Origin of the sequence: Kribbella hippodromi, from assembly GCF_039531045.1 — a bacterium.
GTDB lineage: Bacteria > Actinomycetota > Actinomycetes > Propionibacteriales > Kribbellaceae > Kribbella > Kribbella hippodromi.
Genome location: NZ_BAAAPH010000027.1, coordinates 1 through 21502, shown reverse-complemented (window position 1 = coordinate 21502; position 21502 = coordinate 1). Strand labels below are relative to the sequence as shown.

At 66.6% G+C, this 21502-nt stretch carries 12 protein-coding genes; 6 read left to right on the top strand and 6 right to left on the bottom strand.

Annotated features, from left to right (window positions below):
* Window positions 1-30: 30 nt before the first annotated feature.
* A complete protein-coding gene (locus tag ABD260_RS31880) occupies window positions 31-1497 on the bottom strand; it encodes a GntT/GntP/DsdX family permease (RefSeq protein ID WP_344239607.1) in 1467 nt (488 codons plus the stop codon).
* 254 nt (window positions 1498-1751) lie between these two features.
* On the opposite strand from ABD260_RS31880, the gene ABD260_RS31875 reads away from it, so the two are divergent.
* Genes ABD260_RS31875 through ABD260_RS31865 form a run of 3 tightly spaced genes read left to right on the top strand, consistent with a single transcriptional unit; the run spans window position 1752 to window position 7874 of the window.
* Complete coding sequence (locus ABD260_RS31875) at window positions 1752-2486, top strand: IclR family transcriptional regulator (RefSeq protein ID WP_344239605.1); 735 nt, start codon at window positions 1752-1754, stop codon at window positions 2484-2486.
* Between the two features lie 43 nt (window positions 2487-2529).
* Window positions 2530-4800, top strand: coding sequence for an FAD-dependent oxidoreductase (locus tag ABD260_RS31870; RefSeq protein WP_344239603.1), 2271 nt, complete (start codon window positions 2530-2532; stop codon window positions 4798-4800).
* Window positions 4800-7874, top strand: coding sequence for a glycoside hydrolase family 2 TIM barrel-domain containing protein (locus ABD260_RS31865; RefSeq protein ID WP_344239601.1), 3075 nt, complete (start codon window positions 4800-4802; stop codon window positions 7872-7874). Before ABD260_RS31870 ends, ABD260_RS31865 begins: the two co-directional genes overlap by 1 nt.
* A 181-nt stretch (window positions 7875-8055) precedes the next feature.
* Here ABD260_RS31865 and ABD260_RS31860 read toward each other — a convergent pair whose 3' ends face one another.
* From ABD260_RS31860 to ABD260_RS31840, 5 genes are all read right to left on the bottom strand, one after another.
* Complete coding sequence (locus ABD260_RS31860) at window positions 8056-10143, bottom strand: hypothetical protein (protein WP_344239599.1); 2088 nt, start codon at window positions 10141-10143, stop codon at window positions 8056-8058.
* Window positions 10140-11762, bottom strand: coding sequence for an extracellular solute-binding protein (locus ABD260_RS31855; RefSeq protein WP_344239597.1), 1623 nt, complete (start codon window positions 11760-11762; stop codon window positions 10140-10142). The genes ABD260_RS31860 and ABD260_RS31855 overlap by 4 nt, the downstream gene beginning before the upstream one ends.
* Before the next feature lie 75 nt (window positions 11763-11837).
* Window positions 11838-12770: a carbohydrate ABC transporter permease gene (locus ABD260_RS31850; protein ID WP_344239595.1), complete on the bottom strand. Its 933-nt coding sequence runs from the start codon at window positions 12768-12770 to the stop codon at window positions 11838-11840.
* Window positions 12767-13675 carry an ABC transporter permease gene (locus ABD260_RS31845; RefSeq protein WP_344239593.1) on the bottom strand — a complete coding sequence of 303 codons (909 nt, stop codon included), beginning with the start codon at window positions 13673-13675 and terminating at the stop codon, window positions 12767-12769. Before ABD260_RS31845 ends, ABD260_RS31850 begins: the two co-directional genes overlap by 4 nt.
* Before the next feature lie 147 nt (window positions 13676-13822).
* Window positions 13823-14884 (bottom strand): LacI family DNA-binding transcriptional regulator, encoded by a 1062-nt coding sequence (locus tag ABD260_RS31840; RefSeq protein WP_344239591.1) that lies wholly within the window; start codon window positions 14882-14884, stop codon window positions 13823-13825.
* A 167-nt stretch (window positions 14885-15051) separates the two neighbouring features.
* Between ABD260_RS31840 and ABD260_RS31835 the strand changes: the two genes are divergently transcribed.
* The 3 genes from ABD260_RS31835 to ABD260_RS31825 all read left to right on the top strand — a co-directional run bounded on the left by ABD260_RS31835 (window position 15052) and on the right by ABD260_RS31825 (window position 20290).
* On the top strand, window positions 15052-17796 hold the full coding sequence (locus ABD260_RS31835; RefSeq protein WP_344239589.1) for a hypothetical protein: 2745 nt from the start codon (window positions 15052-15054) through the stop codon (window positions 17794-17796).
* A 65-nt stretch (window positions 17797-17861) separates the two neighbouring features.
* The gene (locus ABD260_RS31830; protein WP_344239587.1) at window positions 17862-18902 is read left to right on the top strand and encodes a hypothetical protein; all 1041 of its coding nucleotides are present in this window, start codon (window positions 17862-17864) and stop codon (window positions 18900-18902) included.
* Between the two features lie 257 nt (window positions 18903-19159).
* Window positions 19160-20290 carry a glycoside hydrolase 5 family protein gene (locus ABD260_RS31825; protein WP_344239585.1) on the top strand — a complete coding sequence of 377 codons (1131 nt, stop codon included), beginning with the start codon at window positions 19160-19162 and terminating at the stop codon, window positions 20288-20290.
* Window positions 20291-21502 lie beyond the last annotated feature (1212 nt).

Sequence of the window (21502 nt, the reverse complement as noted above, 5' to 3'; positions counted from 1 at the left end):
CACCGACAGTAACAACCGAGCAACAACCGATCAGAGGAAGGTGGACAACAACAACGTCATCCCGAGGCCCATCACCGAGATCACGGTTTCCATCACCGACCAGGTTTTGATGGTCTCGCCAACGGTCATCCCGAAGTACTCCTTGACCAGCCAGAACCCGGCATCGTTCACATGGGAGAAGAACAGCGAGCCGGCACCGATCGCCAGCACCACCAGCGCGAGATGCGTGGCGCTCTCACCCCCCGCGAGCGGCGCGACGATCCCCGCGGCCGTCACCGTCGCGACCGTCGCCGAACCGGTCGCCAGCCGGATCAGCACGGCGACGATCCAGCCGAGCAGCAGCGCCGACAGATTGGCCGCGATGGCGATCTTCGCGATCGCGGTACCGGTCCCGCCGTCGACCAGTACCTGTTTGAAACCTCCGCCCGCGCCGACGATCAGCATCACGCCCGCGATCGGCAGCAGGCTCGCGCCGATCTTCTTGCTCAGTACGGGCACGCTGAAGCCGACCGCCGTACCGAAGGTGTACATCGCGAGCAGCACCGCGAGCAGCAGCGCCACCACCGGATCGCCGATGAACTGCAGCACCGGGTACAGCGCGGCGTGCTTGCTCATCCACACATCCGACGCGGCCTTGATCAGCATCAGCACCACCGGGCTGAGGACCGTGACCAGAGTCATGGTGAAGCTCGGCGTACGGGTGCGCTTCGGCCGATCGGGATTGTCGTCCTGACCGTCTTCAGGCCTGTCTTCGCGCCTGTCTTCGTGCTCGGCGCCGCCGCTGACCTCGAGCGCCGCCCCGGCCGCGCCGATCGTCACCCACCTCGCGGCCAGCCGGCCGAACAGCGGACCGGCCACGACCACCGTCGGGATCGCGACCAGCAGACCGAGCGCGAGCGTGATGCCGACGTTGCCGTTGAGTACGCCGATCGCGGCCAGCGGGCCGGGGTGCGGCGGGACGAAGCCATGCAATACCGACAGACCCGCGAGCGCCGGGATGCCGAGGAGCATCGCGCGGGCGCCGGTCCGCCGGACGGCGAGCACGACGACCGGGATCAGCAGCACGAGCCCGATCTCGAAGAACATCGGGATGCCGATGATGAACGCGATCAGCGCCATCTTCCACGGCAGTGCGCCGGTCTTGCCGCGCAGCAACGTGTCGACGACCTGATCGGCGCCGCCGGAGTCCGCGAGCAGTTTCCCGATCATCGCGCCGAGTGCGATCAGTACGCCGACATACCCGAGTACGCTGCCGACGCCGTTCTCGTACGACTTGGTGATGTCACCGGCCGCGATCCCGGACGCCAGCCCGACGAACAGCGACCCGATCGTCAGCGCCAGGAACGCGTGGATCTTGAGCCACACGATCAGCGCGACAATGATCCCGATCCCGATCACCGCGACCACCAGGACCCGGGTGTCGTGCCCGTTCCACGGCGCATGGATGTCCGCGTCCGCCACCAGCGGCACCGCACCGAGCGTACCGGCGAATCCCATCACGTCACCGCTCTCCGGACGCCACTAGACCCAGACCGCCGAAGACGCCCTACTCGGCAGTCTCCCACCGATCCCCCGCACACTCAGCAGCCACGACCTAGCGGAGTGTCGCGACCCGGCTCGCGGCGGTTCGTCCTGCGGCTCACCGGGCTGAGCTCTGCGGCGCTGGGCTCTTGTTCCGCGGTTCGTCCTGGTGCTATAAACGCATCATCAATCGCTGGTGCTATTACAGCACTAAACGGACGGGTGATCGCGTGAAGCTGCCGGCGCAGCCGAATCGGTCGTTGATGGACGGGCTCGCGTGCCTGCAGGCGCTGACGAGTTGTACCGGGCCGATCGGCTCCCGCGAACTCGCGCGGGTACTCAGACTCGAGCCCACCCGGGTGAACCGACTGCTCGGCACCCTCGCGTCGATGGGCCTCGCCGAACAGGACGAGAACCGCAAATACCGCCCAGGTCCAGGCATCCACGCACTCGCCGCCCAGAGCCTCTTCGGCTCCGGCCTGGTCAACCGCGCGATCCGGTACCTACCGCCGCTGCACAAGTACGGCCATGTAGTTGCCCTGGGCGTACTTTGGCGCGACCAGACCTCGTACTTGTACCAGGTGAATCCGCAACGCCCCACCGAGCAGGGTCTCGTCCAAGGCCTACCGTTCCCCGCCGCCTCGTCCGGAATCGGTCTCGTCCTGCTGGCCCACCAGCCCGAGGACGCGGTACGCGACCTGTACAACCCGGCTCATCCACCTCCACTCCCCCTCAGCTTCGACCCACCAAAGCTCGATGGTCCCCAAGGCCTGATCGCCCGCCTGCGCCGCATCCGCAAGCAGGGTCACGCCCTCGTCGAGACCGACCTCGGCCGCCGGACCCTCGCCGTACCAGTGGGCACCGCCAACTACGCAGCCGTCGCCTTCGCCGGCACCTTCCCCGACACCGAGGTCCCCGATCTGAAGGCCGCCCTCCAGGAGGCCGCCGCCAACCTGGCCACCTAACACGATCTCCCGCACCCTGGACCGCCGCAGACCGAGGAGTCCCATGAGCGCCGCCCACGAACTCTTGGCAGTCGACCCAGCCGTTGCCGCCCGCAACTTCCGTACGAAGCATCTCGCCGCCGACCTGGTCATCGTCGGCGGCGGACTGGCTGGTACTTGTGCCGCCATCACCGCCGCCCGCGCCGGCGCAACGGTCATCCTGGTCCAAGATCGCCCGGTGCTTGGCGGCAATGCCTCCAGCGAGGTCCGCCTCTGGGCGCTTGGCGCGACCGCGCACATGTTCAACAACAACCGCTGGTCCCGCGAGGGCGGCGTACTCGACGAACTTCTGGTCGAAAACACCTACCGCAACCCCGAGGGCAACGCCGTCCTGTTCGACTCCGTCCTGCTTGACAAGGTAGTTGCCGAACACAACATCACCCTCCTGCTCAACACCGCGGCCGACGGCGTGACAAAAGACGGTGACCGAATCACCACCGTCACCGCCTTCTGCAGCCAGAACTCGACCCGGTACGAGTTGACCGCGCCGATCTTCTGCGACGCATCCGGCGATGGCGTCCTCGGGTATCTCGCGGGCGCCGCGTACCGGATGGGTGCGGAATCGAAGGACGAGTTCGGCGAACTGTTCGCTCCGTCGGAGTCATACGGTGGCTTGCTCGGCCAGTCCATCTACTTCTACAGCAAGGACGTCGGCGTACCGGTGCAGTTCACGCCGCCCGAGTACGCCCTGGACGACATCACCAAGATCCCGCGCTGGCGGAGTTTCAACACGAAAGTGCAAGGCTGCCGGCTGTGGTGGATCGAGTACGGTGGCCGGCTCGACACCGTACACGACACCGAGGAGATCAAGTGGGAGCTCTGGAAGGTGGTGTACGGCGTCTGGAATCACCTGAAGAACTCGGGTGACTTCCCCGAAGCGGAGACTCTGACCTTGGAATGGGTCGGACTGATACCGGGCAAACGAGAAAGCCGCCGGTTCGAGGGCCTGTACATGCTCCGGCAGCTGGATCTGGTCGAACAACGCCGGCACGACGACGCGATCGCCTCCGGCGGATGGTCGATCGATCTCCACCCGGCCGACGGTGTGTTCAGCGAACATGCCGGCAGCAGTCATCTACATCCGCGCGGCGTGTACCAGATCCCGTACCGCTGCCTCGTCTCCAAGAATGTCAACAATCTACTATTTGCTGGCCGGATCATCAGTGTTTCGCACGTCGCATTCGCGTCGACGCGGGTGATGGCGACGTGCGCACAAGTCGGCCAGGCCGCGGGCATGGCCGCCGTCCTGTGTACTCGCGACGACGTCCTTCCGGCCGACCTGCTGCAGCCCGACCGGCTTCGTACGCTGCAACGCGAACTGCTCCGCACTGGTCAGCACATCCCGGGCGTACGGCTGGAGGATCCGGACGATCTCGCCCAACTCGCCACCTTGACTGCTTCGAGCGAGTTCGTCCTGGCGGAATTGCCCGCGGACGGGCCGGCTGCGCTACTCGAGCACTCGCGCGCGCAACTACTGCCGCTGCCTGCCGGCGCGGTGCCACAGCTCACGCTGACTGTTGATGTGGCCGCGCCGACAACCCTCGCCGTCGAGCTCCGCACCGGCAACCGTCCTGACGACTACACGCCGGATGTCATCCTCGCCCGTCAAGAGTTCGAGCTCGATGCGGGCCCAGGGCAACAAATAAAGGTAGATGTCGACACGTCGATCGACGAGCCGCGGTATGCGTTCCTTGTCCTCCTGCAGAACTCCGCTGTGTCGGTCCGGACGACCAACCAGCAGGCCACCGGACTGGTCTCGCTCCAGCACAAGTCGACCCAGGAGGCGGACGAGCGCGTCGGCCGGCCGCGCGTCGAGTTCTGGACCCCGGAACGCCGGCCGGAAGGCCGCAACTTCGCGTTGGCCGTCAATCCACCGATAGCCGCATGGATTGTTGACAATCTACAGAACGGCTACGCCCGTCCCACCGCGCAGCCGAACGCCTGGGCCGCCGATCCCACCGACGCCCGGCCGACCGTACGCCTGAACTGGGCTGACCTGCAGCGCATCAGCAGGATCGAACTCGGCTTCGACACCGACTTCGACCACGCGATGGAGTCAGTCCTCTGGAACCACGCCGAACGAGCAATGCCGTTTTGCGTCCAGCACTACCTCATCCGCGCCGGCAACCAAGTCGTGGCCGAACGATTAGACAACCACCAAACCCGCAACACCATCACTTTCGACCCACCGCTGCAAACCACTGAGCTATCCGTGGAACTCCTCACCACCCACGGCAACACCCCCACCCCTCTCTTCGAAATCCGCTGCTACTGATGTCCGCGTACGAGCCGAGTCGCGGTGGCCTGCCGCCGCGCGCCGCGTACACCTCCGATGCGCCAGTGATATCGCTGAATGGAACCTGGCGATTTCACTGGTCAGACACGGTTTGGGGCGCGACACCTGGCTTCCAGGAAGCCGGCTTCGACGACACCTCCTGGGATGAGCTGCCGGTACCGTCACATTGGCAGCTGCACGGGTACGGTCCACCGATCTATACGACGTCGCCATACCCGTTCCCAGTCGATCCACCACACGTACCGGACGAGAACCCCACCGGCGAATACCGGCTGTCCTTCCTCGGCCCGGACTGGAAGCGGCGCACGATTCTGCGTTTCGACGGCGTCGATTCGTTCTTCACCGTCTGGCTGAACGGGCACGAGCTGGGATTCGCGACCGGCAGCCGCCTGCCGATCGAATTCGACGTGACCGAGCACCTCATCGCGGGCAAGAAGAACGTGCTCGCCGTCCGCGTACATCAATGGTCCGCCGCCAGTTACCTGGAAGACCAGGACATGTGGTGGCTGTCCGGCATCTTCCGCGACGTCTCATTGGTTTCGTCAACCGCCGACTTCACCGTGCACGCCGAGTACGACCATCTTTCCGGCAACGGTTCGCTGCAAATCGACGTACCCGGCCAGCTCCCAGCGCGCCTGCGCATTCCCGAGCTGGATATCGACATCACTACCGGCGAGCACGTCGTCGTACCCGGCGTCGCCCCCTGGAGCGCCGAGTCACCCCGGTTGTACGACGCCGAACTGATCCTGCCCGACGAGCGGATTTCAGTACGGATCGGCTTTCGTACAATCGTGATCGAGGACGGCGTACTGAAACTCAACGGCCGCCGGCTCTTGTTCCGCGGCGTGAACCGGCACGAATTCCATCCCGATCGCGGCCGAGCGCTGACCCGGCAAGACATGCTCGACGACGTGCTGCTGATGAAACAGCACAACCTCAACGCCGTACGCGCCAGCCACTACCCGCCGGCCTCATATTTCCTGGAATTGTGCGACGAATACGGGTTGTACGTGATCGACGAGTGCGACCTCGAAACCCACGGCTTCATGTACGAGGAATGGCGCGACAACCCGAGTGACGATTCCCGCTGGCGACCCGCATTCCTGGACCGAATGGCCCGCATGGTCGAACGCGACAAAAACCACGCCAGCGTGATCATGTGGTCGCTCGGCAACGAGTCCGGTACGGGTTCGAACTTCCAGGCGCTGTACGAGTGGACCAAGCAACGCGATCCATCGCGCCCGGTACATTACGAGGGCGATTCGATGTACTCCGACGTGTACAGCCGGATGTACGCGACGTACGCCGAAGTTGAGGCGATCGGCCGGTACCAGGAAGAGCCGCTCACCGATTCGGCGCAAGATGCCGCGCGCCGGGCGAAGCCGTTCATCCTCTGCGAATATGCGCATGCCATGGGCAACGGTCCCGGTGGTTTGCGCGATTATCAGAACCTCTTCGAACGGTACGAACGCTGCCAGGGCGGGTTTGTCTGGGAGTGGATCGACCATGGATTCCGGTTGGGCGGGCAATTCGCGTACGGCGGCGACTTCGGCGAGGAGTCGTCACCGGGCAAAGAGCACTACTGCATAGATGGCCTTGTCTTCCCTGACCGCACGCCTTCCCCCGCTCTCCACGAACTCAAGAAGGTCTACGAACCACTAAAGATCAGCCTGCACGAAACTCACCTCCGCATCACTAATCTGCAAACCTTCGCCGACACCACCCCGTACACCTTCCATTGGACCCTGGAAACCAACGGCCACCACCAAGCCGACGGTCACCTCCAAGTTCCCACCGTCCCCGCGGGCTCCCATGCGGACGTCCCCTTGCCAACTCTCCCCACGCCGCTCGTGCCTTCATCTGGCGAAACCTGGCTCACCATCCGAGCCGTCCGCACCACTCCCACCCCCTGGTCCCCCACCAACCACGAAGTCGCCTGGCACCAACTCCAACTCGACCCCACCTCCCACCACCCACTACCCCCGCCTTCGAGAAGCCATCACGCGTTTCCGCACACCGAAAACGCGTGGTGGCTTCACAAAGTGAACCTTCCCGAGGAGACGTCTCCGGCGGGTGGGCTGGGCGCCGCGGGGTCGGCGAGGACGCTGGTAGTGGGAGGACAGCCGGTGGAGGCGGTGGATGGGTGGGCTGTGGGGGATGGGCGGATTGATGGTGCGGGACGGCTGGTGGCGGTGGGTGGGATTGAGATCGAAGGGATGGAGCTTGAGGTTTGGCGGGCGGTGGTGGACAACGACGGTTACGGCGGTGCGCCGGTCGCGGAGCGGTGGCGGGCGGCGGGGATCGACCGGATGCGCCGGCGCCTGGAATGGATCGTTGCTGACGGCAACACGTCACGCCGAGTTGCTGCGCGATTGGGCGGTCCCGGAAGCGCCGAATCCTTGGTCGTGAGTACGCGGGTCGCGCCGGCTGGGCGTGGGTTCGGGTTGCGGGCGGTCTATCGGTGGACGCCCGCGGGTGCCGGCGCCGTACGGTTGCAGTTGGCAATCATCCCGTACGGCGTCTGGCCGGAGGACCTTCCGCTCCCGCGGCTCGGCGTACGGTTCGCGTTGCCGGCGCACTACGACCAAGTGCAGTGGTTCGGGTACGGACCGGGCGAGGCGTACCCGGATACGCGATCGGCCGTACGACTGGGGCGCTTCGCGTGCAGCGTCGACGATTGGCAGACCCCGTACGTGTATCCGCAGGAGAACGGGCATCGCATAGATACTCGGACGGCGCTCATCCACGCCCCCGACGGAACCGGCCTGGCAATCGAAGCAGCCCCGGGAAGCCAGTCATACGGGAGTGGTTTGCGTGGGGTGTTTGGGTTGACGGTTCGGCGGTGGACGACCGGGGATCTCGACGCAGCCCGGCACCCGAATGACCTGGTCGCCCGCGACCGCGTGTTCGTGAACGTCGACCTGGCCCAGCACGGCATCGGCAGCGCCTCCTGCGGCCCCAACCACCCGCTCCCCCAGTACCAACTGAAGATCAAGCCGATGGAGTTCGCAATCATCCTGCGGGAAGTACCAGACATCACCCAACCACGGTGAAGCCGGCGACATACGCCGGGCAGCCGTGGCCGGCGCAGGTCGGGGCCTACGCAGGTCGGGGCCTACGCAGGTCGGGGCCTACGCAGGTCGAGGTCAGCGCAGGTCGAGGTCGGTGCGGGTCGAGGCCGACGCAGGTCGAGGCCGACGCAGGTCGAGGCCGGTGCGGGTCGACGTCCGGCGGTCAGCCGGTGAGGCCCTTAGCTGCGACCGGTTGATTGTCGATCGAGGATTCGACCGAGTTGAGGTACTCCGCCTGTGTACCAACGCGCGTGGACGCGCCGAGCTTCAGCCGTTGACCGTCAACAGTCGTCCACGACGCCGCCACCCGCCCACCCCCAACAGCAACCTCCGGCCCCACCACGCCCGGCCCCACCACCCCGGATGTCGTGGAGCCCGATCCCACGACACCCGGTTCTACGACACCCGGTTCCACCACGCCCAGTCCGACCACGCCGGGTCCCACGACGCCCGGTTCCACCACGCCCGGCGTCACCATGCTGGGTCCGACGACTCCCGGTTCGCCGTCACCAGCTTGCGGTTCGAAGGTTGAGAAGGTGCCTGTCAGCTGAGCGGTGGCAACGTCCCGCAACACCAACTGCCGCGTACCCGCCGACAGCAGCTCAACTTCCAGCGTGACCCGATCCGCCGTGACCCGAAGCGAAAGCCGCGGCGTGTGCTCACCGAACTCCACCGAGTCGACACTGGCCACGAACTGCACCGAAGCCGTACTCACCACCACCTGCTCCCCCACCCCCACCACCACACGACCCGCGCCCAACTCCTCCGCCACAGCACCCGCCCCCAACTCCTCCGCCGCAGTGCCCGTCCCCAGTTCCGTAGCTGGTCCAGACGGTCCCGCCGCCGACCCAACCGCGCGGCCTCCGACCGTGACCCGGGCGTCCTGCAGACCGTGGAACTCGATGGCCAAGGTCAGTGACTCCACCGCGAACGGCTGGCCGGCTTCGATCTGGTGCAGGCCGATGTGCTCGTCTCCGCCCGGCGAGATGAACCCGACCGACCACAGCACCTGCCCCTCCGCCTGCACCGAACTGAAAACCGCGGACGAGAAGTCGTGCCCGTCCTTCATCACGTGCAGCTTCGCGTACCGCACCGGCCCCCAGACCGGATCGTCCGCCTCCCGCCAGTACCCGATCAACGGCCGCCGTTGCAGCCAGAACTCCCCCACATTCGCACTGCCAACAGTCGCGTTCCGCCCATGCCAAGTAGTCCCCACCACCGGAACCCGCTCCGCGGCATAACTGAACCGCTCCCGCACCAGCCCGGTCGGCGTATCAAGCACCCGCGCAACCACCCCAGCAGGCGCAGCCACGTCCACCACCGCCGGACCAACCAAACTCAGCGAAGGCTCACCCACCGGCAACTCGCCAAACATCCCCGCGAACCCGACCGCCTTGGCCACCAGCGCCAGCAGATCCCCCGCCCGAGCCGGCGCGTCGTTGTACACACGTGCCATCGGACCGCTCAACTCACCGACCCGCGAGTGCCACCGCACCGCGAAGTGCTCCCACAGTTTGTCAACAATCCACCGCGCCCCGGCGACCGCCTCCGGATGCTCGATGTACGTGCTGATCGCCGCGATCGCCTCCACGGTGATCGTCCAGTACACCGCGCTGTTGTACTCCGCGAAGCTCCCCGCCGTCTCGACCTGCTCGCGCAGCCGCGCCACCCGGCGTACGGCGTACTCGGTCAGCGCGTCGTCACCCAGCAACTGCCCCGCGGCCAACGTCACGAACGTCCCCTTGGCCGCGATGTTCGTATAACTCATCGCCACGTTCCGCCGGACGATCGACCGCGCCGCATGACCGAGCGCGGCCCGTACGCCAACGCGCGTCACGGCCGTCAACCGCGCCTCGTGCCGAAGCAGCACGAACGCCAGATCACGCCCGATGAAGTCGGCCCAGTTCCAGTCCGGCGGCACCATCTCCGCCAACGTCTCTTCGTGGTAGTAACTCCACAACCCGTACGTCGGCGAGGCATTGTCAACATTCTGCACCGCGATCAACCGGTCAAGAATCTGCTCCGCGAGCACCAGATCATCGTCATCGCCCGACTCCAGCAACACCAGCGCGTACGCGACGCTCTCCCGGTGACTGTGCCGAGTGCCGGTCCAGATCTTGGTGTGGATCGGGTTGTACTTGGCCTCCTCGGCGATCAGTCCGGCCACCGGGTCGTACGCCTTGTCGCCCGCCGCCCGTGCCATCCGGATCAACGAGGCATCGAAGTCCGTAGGATTGTTGACAATAGTCACTTCCCGGACGCCTCCGTCAGCTCGGTACGGATCTTGTCGCCGCCTTCGCTCCGCCACTTGCTGACGAAGTCACCCCACGCCGACACCGGCTTCCGGCCGAGGATGATGTCGAACTCGATGTTCACCCGCTCCGTGTCGAGCTGCGGTCCCTTCCGCGAGTTCGTCTCCGAGAAGAGCTTCAAGGCCAGATCCATCGTCCCGTTCGCGGCCAGTTTCTGCTGCGCGGCGTACTCGCCGGTGACGTACTTCGGGTCGGACGTGGACGCGATCACCGGCGGCGGCGCGGCCAGGTACCCGAGCCCGAGCGACCTTTCGTTGACGCGATCCTGATTGACCACAATCTGACCACCCTGCACCGTGTAGTTGTGCCCCTCGACCCCGGTACTGATCAACCGGTTCTCCGCGGTACCGAACGGCGACGCGAGGAAGTCCGCGATCTGCAGCAGCGTCTCGGCGCGGTCCTTGCTCTTGGCCGGGATGACCGCGATGTTGTTGTTCAGTCCGCCTTTCCAGCCCGGCGCGGTGCCACCGTCGTACCCGGCGACGTTGAAGATGCCGATCGCGTCCGGCGGTACGCCCTGCTGGGTCAGTGCACTCCAGGCACTGTACGTCCCGCCGATCAGCGCGGCCTTCTTGGCGCCGAACCACTGCTGCCACTGCGACGGCGGCGCCGCGGCGACATCCGGATTCACCAGGCCATCGGCAACGATCTTCCGCGTCGACTCCAGCGCCTGCTGCTGCTTCTCGTGCTCGATCGAGTTCACCATCTTGCCGTCCACCTGCTGCCACCCGGCCGGAATCGACAGCATCATCCGGATGTAGTCGAGCGGGCTGTTGGCGAACGCCCAGACCCCGCGTTTCGGATCGGTCGTTGCCTTCGCCAACTGATACAGCTCCTGGAAGTTGCCGACCTTCGGCTCGGCGCCCGCGGCCTCGATCACATCGCGCCGGTAGTACAGCGCCCACGCCGACAACAGACCGCGCGGGATCGGCAGACCGAACAACTTCCCGTTGAAAACGCAGGCCTCCCAGTACTGCGCCGGAATGTTCGCCAGCGCCGGGTACTTCAGCACCTTGTCGCCGGACAGGTACGGCGTCAGGTCGAGCATCTTCGCTTCCAGGAACCGGTCCAGCGCCGGGATCGAGCTGTTGATCTGCATGATGTCGGGGAAGTCGTTCCCGGCGCTCATGGTGGCGATCTTGGTGTTGAAATCGTTGCCTGCGTTCACCAATTGCATCTGCACCGGTGAGCCGAGGCGCTCGTTCATGGTCTGCCAGTAGACGTTCTTGTCGAGGTTGGTCGGTGCGGCACCGTTCAGCTGCGCGAGCCCGGTCACCGGCTTGCCGTCACCAGGTTTGCGGCCGGCCCAGGCGTCGATCAGCTTCGACGGGTACGTGGTGTATCCGTCCAGCAGACCGTTCTCGTTGCCGGGCAGATCCGCGGCGGGCAGACCGGGGAACCGCCGGTACGTGGGCAGGGCGGCCTTCTTGCCTTGCGCGGTGTTGCTCGCCGCGGACGATCCGTTGCCGCAGGCACTCAACGCGGGCGCTGCCGCAGCGACGGCACCAACGGCCGCGGCGGCTCGGAGCAGCTCCCGGCGGGACAGACGGTGGGACATGGTTGCCTCCAGCTCGGAGTTCGAGATCGATCAGAAAGTGCGGTTGACCAGGTGGACCTTCGGCACGAAAGGGCTTCAGCCCTTGACGGCGCCGGTCAGCGCGCCCTTCGCGAAGTGCCGTTGCAAGAACGGGTACACGAGCAGCACCGGCACGATGGAGACCACCAGGATCGCCATCTGCAGGGCCGGCTGCGGCGGCAGCGCGTCGACGTTGACATCGCTGCCGCCGATCCGGGTGTTGTTCACGACATAGGTGCGCAGTACGTACTGCAAAGTCCACTTGGACTGGTCGTTGATGTAGAGCATCACGTTGAAGAACGCGTTCCAGTACCCGACCGCGTAGAACAGCCCGACCACGGCAAGGACCGCCTTGGACAGCGGCAGCACGATCCGGCTGAAGATCGCCCACTCCCCCGCGCCGTCGATCCGGGCGCTCTGCAACAGCTCGGTGGGGATGCCGAGGAAGAACGCGCGAACGACGATCACGTTGAACGCACCCAGCATGCTCGGCACGATCAGCGCCCACAGGCTGTCGATCAGTCCGGTCTGCTTGACCATCAGATAGTTCGGAATCAGGCCCGGCGAGAACAGCAGGCTGAGCAGTACGAGAAGCAGCATCCAGCTTCGGCCGACCATGATCGGCGAGCTCAGCGCGTACGCGAGCAGGGTCGTCACGACCATCGATCCGATCGTGCCGACGACTGTCACCACCAGGCTGATCAGCAACGCTCGCGTCACCACCCCGCCGGAGAAGATCGCCGAGTACGCGTCCAGGCTCCACGTTCTCGGCGCCATCACCAGACCACCGGTCCGCGCGACGTCCTCCGGCCCGGCGAAACTCGTGGTCAGTACGCCGGCGAAGGGAAAGAGCACCAGCAAACAGCAAACTGTCAGCGCGAGTCCGCGTAACACCCGCGACAAGGTGCTCGGCGGCAGTTGACCGTTGCGCAGCGGGCGTCGCCGCGTACGCGCCAACGTCATTCGTGCCTGCATCGTCGTTCCGGTCATCGCTGGTACACCCCTGCCTCGCCGAAGAGATGGGCGATCTTGTTCGCGCCGAACACCAGCGCGGCGCCGACGACACCCTTGACCAGACCGACCGCGGCGGCGGTTCCCCAGTCACCGTTGACGATGCCGTTGTTGTACACATACGTGTCGAGCACTTCGCTGGCCTGCTGGCCGACCGCGGGTTGCTGGAGGATGATCTGCTCGAAGCCGACGGTGAGCGAGTCGCCGAGCTTGAGGATGAGCAGCAGCACGATGATGCCGCGCAGCCCCGGCAACGTGACGTGCAGGAGCTGGCGCGCCCGCGACGCTCCGTCCACCGCGGCCGCCTCGTACTGCTCGGTGTCGATCCGGGACAGCGCCGCGAGGAACAGGATCGTCGCCCAGCCGCTGTCCTTCCAGATCACCTGGCTGGTGAGGAGGGCGAAGAACGCGTCCGGGTTGCCGATCACGTTGATCAGGTGACCGCCGTGCGCGCGCAGCACCTGGTTGAGCATGCCGCTGCCGCCGAGGATCTGCTGGAACAGGGAGACCACGATGACCCAGGACAGGAAGTGCGGCAGGTACAGGATCGACTGCACCAGCTTCTTCATCCGCTCCGACAGCAGGCTGTTCAGCGCCAGCGCGAGCAGAATCGGTACCGGGAAGACGAACACCGTCTGGATCAGCGAGAGCAGCAGCGTGTTCTTCAGCGCGGTCAGGAATGCGCCGTCCGCGCCGAACATCACGCCGAAGTTCTGCAGCCCGACCCATTCGCTGTTCCGGATGCCGAGGAACGGCAGGTAGTCCTGGAACGCGATCACGTTCCCCAGCAGTGGGACGTAGTGGAACGCGATCAGCAGGATCATGCCGGGCGCCGCGAACAGCAGCAGCATCCGGTCGCGGCGCAGCTTTGCCAGGAAGGACATCGTCAACGGAGTACTCCAGCATTGATGGGAATGCGCTTTCCCGAGAAAGTACGGCTCAGCGCCCGTACTGTCAAGAGCCCGGCCGGTGCCGCCGCGCTCTTGTGATCAGCTGGGGTTTGGTGTCGTGACGCCTTTAATTACGAGGATTCAGCGCTTGCGACGACTGGCGCGCGGTGGCGTACGGTCGGGTGTGCTGCCGCCGAGATGTACTTCCGGGGCCGGGAGCGGGACATCGCTTGCCAGCGGATCGAGCGCGGCGCTGACCGCGACGGCGCCCATCTCCTCGAGCGGCGAACGCACCGTCGTCAGCCAGTCGGCGTCGTCTCCGAGCGGGCTGGACCGGCGCCGGCCGTAGCCCGCGATCGCGACATCGCCGGGAATCTCCAGCCCGCTCCCCCGCAGGCGCTGGATCGCGCCCCACGCGATGTCGTCCTCGGTGCAGACGATCACCTCGGCCTTGGACCGGTCGGCCAGGTAGTCGGTCGCCGCCGCGATCCCGCCGGCCGCCGACGGCGAAGTCAGGTACACATGACTGTCCGGCAGGGCGACGCCGCCGGTGGACAGACCGACCCGGAAACCGTCCAGGCGGTCGCGCTCGGACGGGATCGAGTTGTCGCCGAGGAACACGACGAAATCGCGGTAACCCAGCTCGAGCAACGCGCCGGCCAGTGCCTTGCCACCGTCGAAGTCCGGTGGGCGGACGGCCAGCACAGGCTCGGACGGTTCGCCGACGATCACCACCCGGCCGCTCTCCCGCTGGAAACCTATCAGCTGTTCCATCAGTCGCGACCCGGCCCGCGCGGTCGTGTCCCGCTTGCGCGCCAGGACGAGCGCCTCAGGACGCTGCCGCCGCAGGTCCTGCACGAGATCCCGCTCGCGGGACTCGTCACCCTCGGTCGAAAGCAGGTTCAGGATGTACCCGCGCCGCGACGCCTCCCGCATCGCGCCGAACGCGATCCGGGCGAAGAACTGGTCCCGGATGTCACCGACCACTAGCGCGACGGCCGGATAGTGACCGCGAGCCATCGCCTGCGCCGCCAGGTTGGTGGTGTAGCCGACCTGCTCGGCCGCGGCCAGCACCCGCACGCGGTACTCGTCCGCGACCTGCCGGGCGCTGCCGTTAAGCACCCGCGAGGCGGTCGACTGCGACACACCTGCCGCGCGCGCGACGTCGGCCAGCCGGGGAGTTCCATTCGGTTCGTTCGACACGGGTGTCATGATATCGATCGTCCCTGGGACAGCGCTGTCCGTCGCCGTGTTTGGCGGACTTTTCCGGCTGGTCGGCAAGAAAGCCGGAGATCTGCTCTTGTCGGGAACGCGCTTTCCGGGCAGGATGTCGATCCCGACGCGCTGTTCCCCGCTCTGGAGGTACGCCCATGGGCCTTCGACTTCATCCACATCTTCGGTTGCCGGCCGCCGCATTGATTGCCGGTGCACTGATCGCCGGCGCCTTGGTCGCCGTGCCGAGTACGGCTGCCGCCGCGGTCGCGACGCTGCGAATCACCAACCCGGTGCTGGTCTTCGACCGCGGCGCCGGCAGCGTCACGGTCTCGTCCGACCAACCGTCCGTGTCGTTCCGGATCACCGACGAGGCCGGCGTACCGGTCACCACCGGGACCGCGCCGGTGTCCAGCGGTACCGGAGCCATCGACGTGAAGGCGCTCGGACCCGGGTACTACGCGCTGTCCGTGACGGCCGGCAGCGGTACGACCGCGACCACTGTTCCGACCAGCTTCGCCGTGCTGGGGTCATTCGCGCCTGGTACGTCGACGCACGACCAGCGCTTCGGCATGGACATGCACTTCGGTCACCAGCCGAACGATTCGACGCTGTTCACACTGATGAGCCGGCTCGGCTTCACGTACACCCGCACCGACCAGAGCTGGAACCCGGTCGAGCTGACGCCGGGCACGTACACGTGGAGCAACTACATCACCGACGCGGAGGTGCCGGTCGCGAAACAGGCGGGTCTGACCACGCTGCTGATTTCCGCGTACAACAACAAGAACTACGACGGTGGCGTCACGCCGTACACACAGGCCGGCTGGGATGCGTACGGGCGGTATACCAATGCGATCTTCGAGCATTTCGGGCAATACACGAAGGACATCGAGGTCTACAACGAGTTCAACGGCGGGTTCGACACCGCGACGGCTTGCAACCAGACCATCGCCGACAAGGTCCGGTGCTACCTGGGCCTGCTGAAGGCCACGCACCAGGCGGTGAAGGTGAACGGCGGGCACACTGACGCGAACCTGATCGGACCCGTTGCCGCGGGCATCGACAAGCCGTGGATCACCGGGCTGCTGGACGGTGGCGCGCTGTCGTACCTGGACACGTTCAGCTTCCACAACTACGCCGGTTCGAACCCGGAGACGATGTACGCGGAGGTGCCCTGGCTGAAGCAGCAGATCCGGGATCACAACGGCGGCAAGGACCTGCCGCTGTGGATCACTGAGACCGGTCAGCAGGTGATGCCGGGGGTGGCGACCGAGGCGGATCAGGCCGACTTCGCGATCCGGTTGCCGGTGCTCGCGTTCGCGGCCGGGATCGACAAGTACTTCTGGTACGACCTGCTCAACGACGGCTCGGACCCGACGAACAAGGAACACAACTTCGGCCAGCTCAAACAACCGACGACGGGGGTTGTCGCGCAGGCACCGAAGCCGTCACTCGTCACGCAGGCGACCGTACTGCGGCAGATCGGCGGCCTTCCGCTGACCGGCAGCGACGGCCTGGCCGCGCCGGCGTACTCGTACCGGTTCGGCACCGGATCGTCGACAACCCGGGTGATGTGGGCGACGACGCCAACCACAACGCAGGTAGCGGCGACTGGTCCGTTGACAGTCACCGACGAGTACGGCCGGGCGTCGACGTACACGCCGATCGGCGGACAGGTTTCGCTTGAGCTCGGCAAGCACCCGATCTTCGTACGAAGCGCGACTGGTGCGGCCGCTGTCCGTTCCGTACGGGTCGATGCACATCCGGCGGTGCGCTTGTCGGTACCGCCGGCGTCCAACACCAGCGAGACGATCCCGGCCACGATCACCGCCACGACCCGTAACGTCCTCAACGGAACAATCGCCGGCCGGCCCTTCACCCTCCGCCCATCCACAACCGGCACCGCGACGAGCGCGACCGTGCAGGTTCCGGCTTCGGCTCAGACCGGGGAGCGCAGCTTGACCGCGAGTGTCGGGGTCGGGCCGCTGGCGACGACGCGGCTGACCGCCGACACCAGCGTCCGGCCGGCGACCGAGATCACCACCGCCCCAGCTGTCGACAATCTGCAAAATCAGCTCAAGGTAACCATCACCAACCACCGTCGATTGTCAACAATCCCCGTATCTTCGGTCTACTGGCAACTGACCGAAGGCGCCACCTATCTAGGCCGCGGCACAGTCACCGACCTGCCAGACGTACCCCCAGGCCGAAGCACAACTGTCACCATCGACGTACCGAAACTGCCGGCCTGGGACAAGCACTGGTTCCTCGACCGCGTCACCCTCGCCGACGGCACCCAACTGACCGACCAGGGCTGGACCGGCTGGAACCCGATCGAACCACTCGGCAACACCACCACCCCCGGCATCAACCTCGGCACCCAAACGACCCATAACTACCCAAGCGGATACGGCGGGGCGGCTGATCTGTCCGGCACACTCAAGCCGTCGTACACCGAGAACGCGCTGGTCCTGACCGCCGACGTCACCGACAACACGCACAATCAGCCGAACACCGACCCGAGTCTGATGTGGAGCGCGGACAGCATCCAGTTCGCTGTGACTCCGCAACTGCCCGGCCTCAACAACCAGCGAGTCGAACTCGGCGCCGCCCTGCTCCCAACCGGACCAGCGGTCTACACCTGGTCCCCACCACCAGGCCAGTCCGCCGGCCTCACCCCAGGCGCCTCCGCCAACATCACCCGCAGCGGCACCACCACGCACTACCAAATCACGGTCCCCTGGACCGCACTCGGAATCGCCGGACCACCAACCGCCCCCTTCGGCTTGTCTCTCCTGGTGAACGACAACGACGGCACCGTCCGCAACTGGTCCACCTGGGGCGACGGCATCGCAACCACCAAGTCCGCAACCCTCCTACGCCCCGTGCAACTGGTCTGACCATTACCCGGTCCGACCACCACCTGGTCTGACAACCACCTGGTCTGATTACCTCGGAGGATTTGATGCTCGCGCTGGACGCACACCTGACGTATCCGCACTGCAACGGCTTCCATGACGGCGGTGAGCGGGTGGCACTTGCCCGGTACGACGCCGACGCCGTACGCATCATCAGCGTGCGCTGGCGCGGGCCAAACCCCGACGAACGGGTCCTCCACGTACTCCCGCCGATCCCAGCCGACCGCGCCGGTACGCCGAACGGACTGATCTGGTTCGACATCGCCCGCGGCTCCGGCCGGCTGGCAGTCGTGATCGGCAACGTACTCCACGTGGCAGACGCCGACGGCGCGCTCGAACCGCTCTGGCGCCCACCGGCCGGACACACGCTCGACGGGCTGGTGAGCATCACCGCCGACGGCACCCGAGTCGCCGCGACCGCGGACTCCGGAACGATCTGGTCAGCCTGGGAAGTCGAGGTGGCGACTGGTCAGACCACCCTGCTCTTCGAGAAACCCTGGTACGCGAACCACATCCACTACTGCCCGCACGACGAAAGCCGGCTCGCCTTCAGCAAGGAAGGACCGACCCTGCAAACCCCTGACCGCGTCTGGTCCTGGCACGCCGACGCCGCACCGAACGGGCAGTGCGCACTGGACCAACAGGCAATCTCCGACAGCCCCGGCGAATTTGTTGCCGTCGGCCACGAACGCTGGTGCCACCACGACACGGCGGCGCTCGTCGTCGCGTACGGGAGCAGCAACGCCGGACCGCGCGGCCTCTATTTCGCGTACCCGGATGACCGTCCGCCGCGACTGGTCGGCGCCGGGGAACGGTACTGGCACTGCGACATCAGCCGCGACGGCCAGTACGCGATTGTCGACACTTCCGGCCCGTACGACAAACCAGGCCGCGGCTGGCAGGACGCCGGCAACATCTCCGACGTACTGCTCATCGACCTCGCAACCGGTACGTCCCGCCCGATCGCCCGCACCACGGCCACCCAGCACCCCTGGCACCCACATCCGGTCTTCACCCCAACCGGCGACGCGATCCTGCACAACCACCTGACCACCTCGACCCGCGGCGTCGCCGTCCGCACGCTCTGACCCAGCGCACACCTCGGATGCTCGGCCCCGGCACTCGAACCCGGCGCCCGGACCCGGAAGCTCATGCTCGGACGCTCAGGCTCGGACGCTCAGGCTCGGATGGTCTAGGGCGGCCGCTCGAACCGGGGGCAGGTCCTTGGCGTCGTACGGTCCAGTGCAGACTGACCGCTGTTCACCGCCCGCTGCACGGCCGACCCACCGACGCGACGCTGCCGAACCGCCGGGCGCAAACCACAGTGCGATTGCCGAGGTAACTCATGATCGACCCGGACCGGCCGGCCTTTGGGGTCAACTATGTTCCGCGAGAGCAGTGGTGGAACGCTTGGCTCGACTTCGACGAATTGTCGATTGTCGACGATCTTGCGGCGATTGCGGCCCTCGGCTGTGATCACATCCGGATCCAGTGCCTCTGGCCCGTGTTCCAGCCATCGCCGACCTCGGTGTCGGCGACCGCGATGTCCCGGCTGACCGTACTGCTGGATCGCGCGCACGACGCGGGTCTCGAGGTGTGGGTGACCGTACTCAACGGGTTCCTGTCCGGGTGGGTGTTCCGGCCGCCGTGGATGCCGCGGGGCAATCTGTTCACCGATCCGCTCGCGGTGTCGGCCGCCAAGACCATGGTCGGCGCGGTCGCGGAGCTGGTCGGCACGCATCCGGCCGGCGCCGGGATCGACCTCGGCAACGAGCCGAACATGCTGGTCGGCTTCGAACCACAGCAGGTCACCGAGGCGGACCTGGACGGCTGGGCACGGACCCTGATCGGCAGCGTACGATCCGCCGCGCCGAACGTACCCGTTGTGCTCGGCGCCGACCACCAGCCATGGACCACATCGGAGGTCGGCTTCAGCCGCGCACTGCTCGCCAACGAACCCGACATCACAACGGTGCATGCCTGGCCGTACTTCAGCGGATTCATCGGCCACTTCGGCGAAGACAACGATCTCGCCTGGTCGATCGGCGCGTACCTCGCTCAGGTCGCCGCCGCACACCAGACGACGCCGCGACCGATCTGGATCCAGGAAATTGGCATCGCACCCGAGTGGGTCACCGACGTCAGCATCGAACACGCCACCGAACGCCTCCTCCGCAACGCACTCTCCGTACCCGCCGTCACCGCCGTCACCTGGTGGGCCTCCCACGACATCCACCGACACCACGGCGGCTTCGCCGACCTCGAGTACGACCTGGGCCTGATCGACGTCAACAACAAAATCAAACCCACCGGCCACCGCTTCGCCGAGGTCATCGCCGACCTCCGCACCACCCCACGCCCACCGTTGCCCACAGCAACCGTCCGCCTGACCCCCCACTCCCCCGCCAACCTCGACTTCGCCACCCAATGGTCCAAGTCCTGGTCCCCCACCCAACCCCCACAAATCACCATCTGACAATGCGTGCCGAGCGCGCACAACCTCCCGCCTGAAGACACCCAGGCACAGGAACCACAACTCGGACCACCACCGGCCGCAGCCGAACGCGCACAACCTCCCGCCTAATGACACACCAGTGCAGGAACCGCAGCCCGGACCACCACCGACCGACCCGATTGCTCGACTGAACGCGACCCAACTCCGCGCGACCCCGGGCCCAGACCCAGATTTCGCCCCGGCTCACGCCTCGCCCTGACGGGGCGCCGGCGCTGCCCTCACAGGGCGCTGGCCCTGGCGGGACGCTGGCGCTCGCAGGGCGCTCGCCCTCCCGGGACGCTGGCCCTCGCACGGCGCTCGCCCTCGCAGGGCGCTGGCCCTCGCAGGACGCTGGCCCTCGCACGGCGCTCGCCCTCGCAGGGCGCTGGCCCTCGCACGGCGCTGGCCCTCGCACGGCGCTGGCCCTCGCAGGGCGCTGGCCCTCGCACGGCGCTCGCCCTCGCAGGACGCTGGCCCCCGCGGGACGCTGGCCCCCGCAGAGCGCTGGCCCCCTCGGGGCGCTGGTGCTGGCGGGCGCTGGCGGCGTACGAGGGCCAGCGCGCTTGCCGACGCGGAACCCCGATGCGGCGGCGATTCGATGGTGAACCTCTCCTCTGCATCCTTCACCGCCCGCATGCGGTTGGCGAAGGATGCACTTCAAAGGCGAACCCCTCAAGCTGCGCACCCGGAGCGAACGCGCTCGGCACTGCAGCTCGACAGTACGTATATGGCCACTGCGGGCGGACTCACGCTGGCTGGCCGGCCGGCCGACGGGTAGTGGACGTATACGTACTGTCCAGCCGCCGGGATGCGGCACCGACGTCGGGGCCGGGGAGCTGAAGAAGGTTGGGCGTTCGACAGGCCGGACACGGAGCCCGCTGCTGTTGCAGCCCAGGTCGCCGTCGATGGCACCCCAGGCGGTGCAGCACCCGGACCAGACCTCGCTTGTAAGCCGCTGATTGCCAAGAGCTGAGGCAGTTGCAGTCGTTGCTCGGGGTGGGGTGGTTGCCCGGAGGCCGGGTGTTTGTGGGGCGGTTGCGCCGGGGGCGGGGATATTCGCGGGGTGGCTGCTCGAAGGCCGGGATGTTCGCGGGGGTGGCTGCCTGAACGCCGGGATGTTCGCGGGGGTGGCTACCCGGGGCCGGGTGTTTGTGGGGCGGTTGCGCCGGGGGCGGGGATATTCGCGGGGTGGCT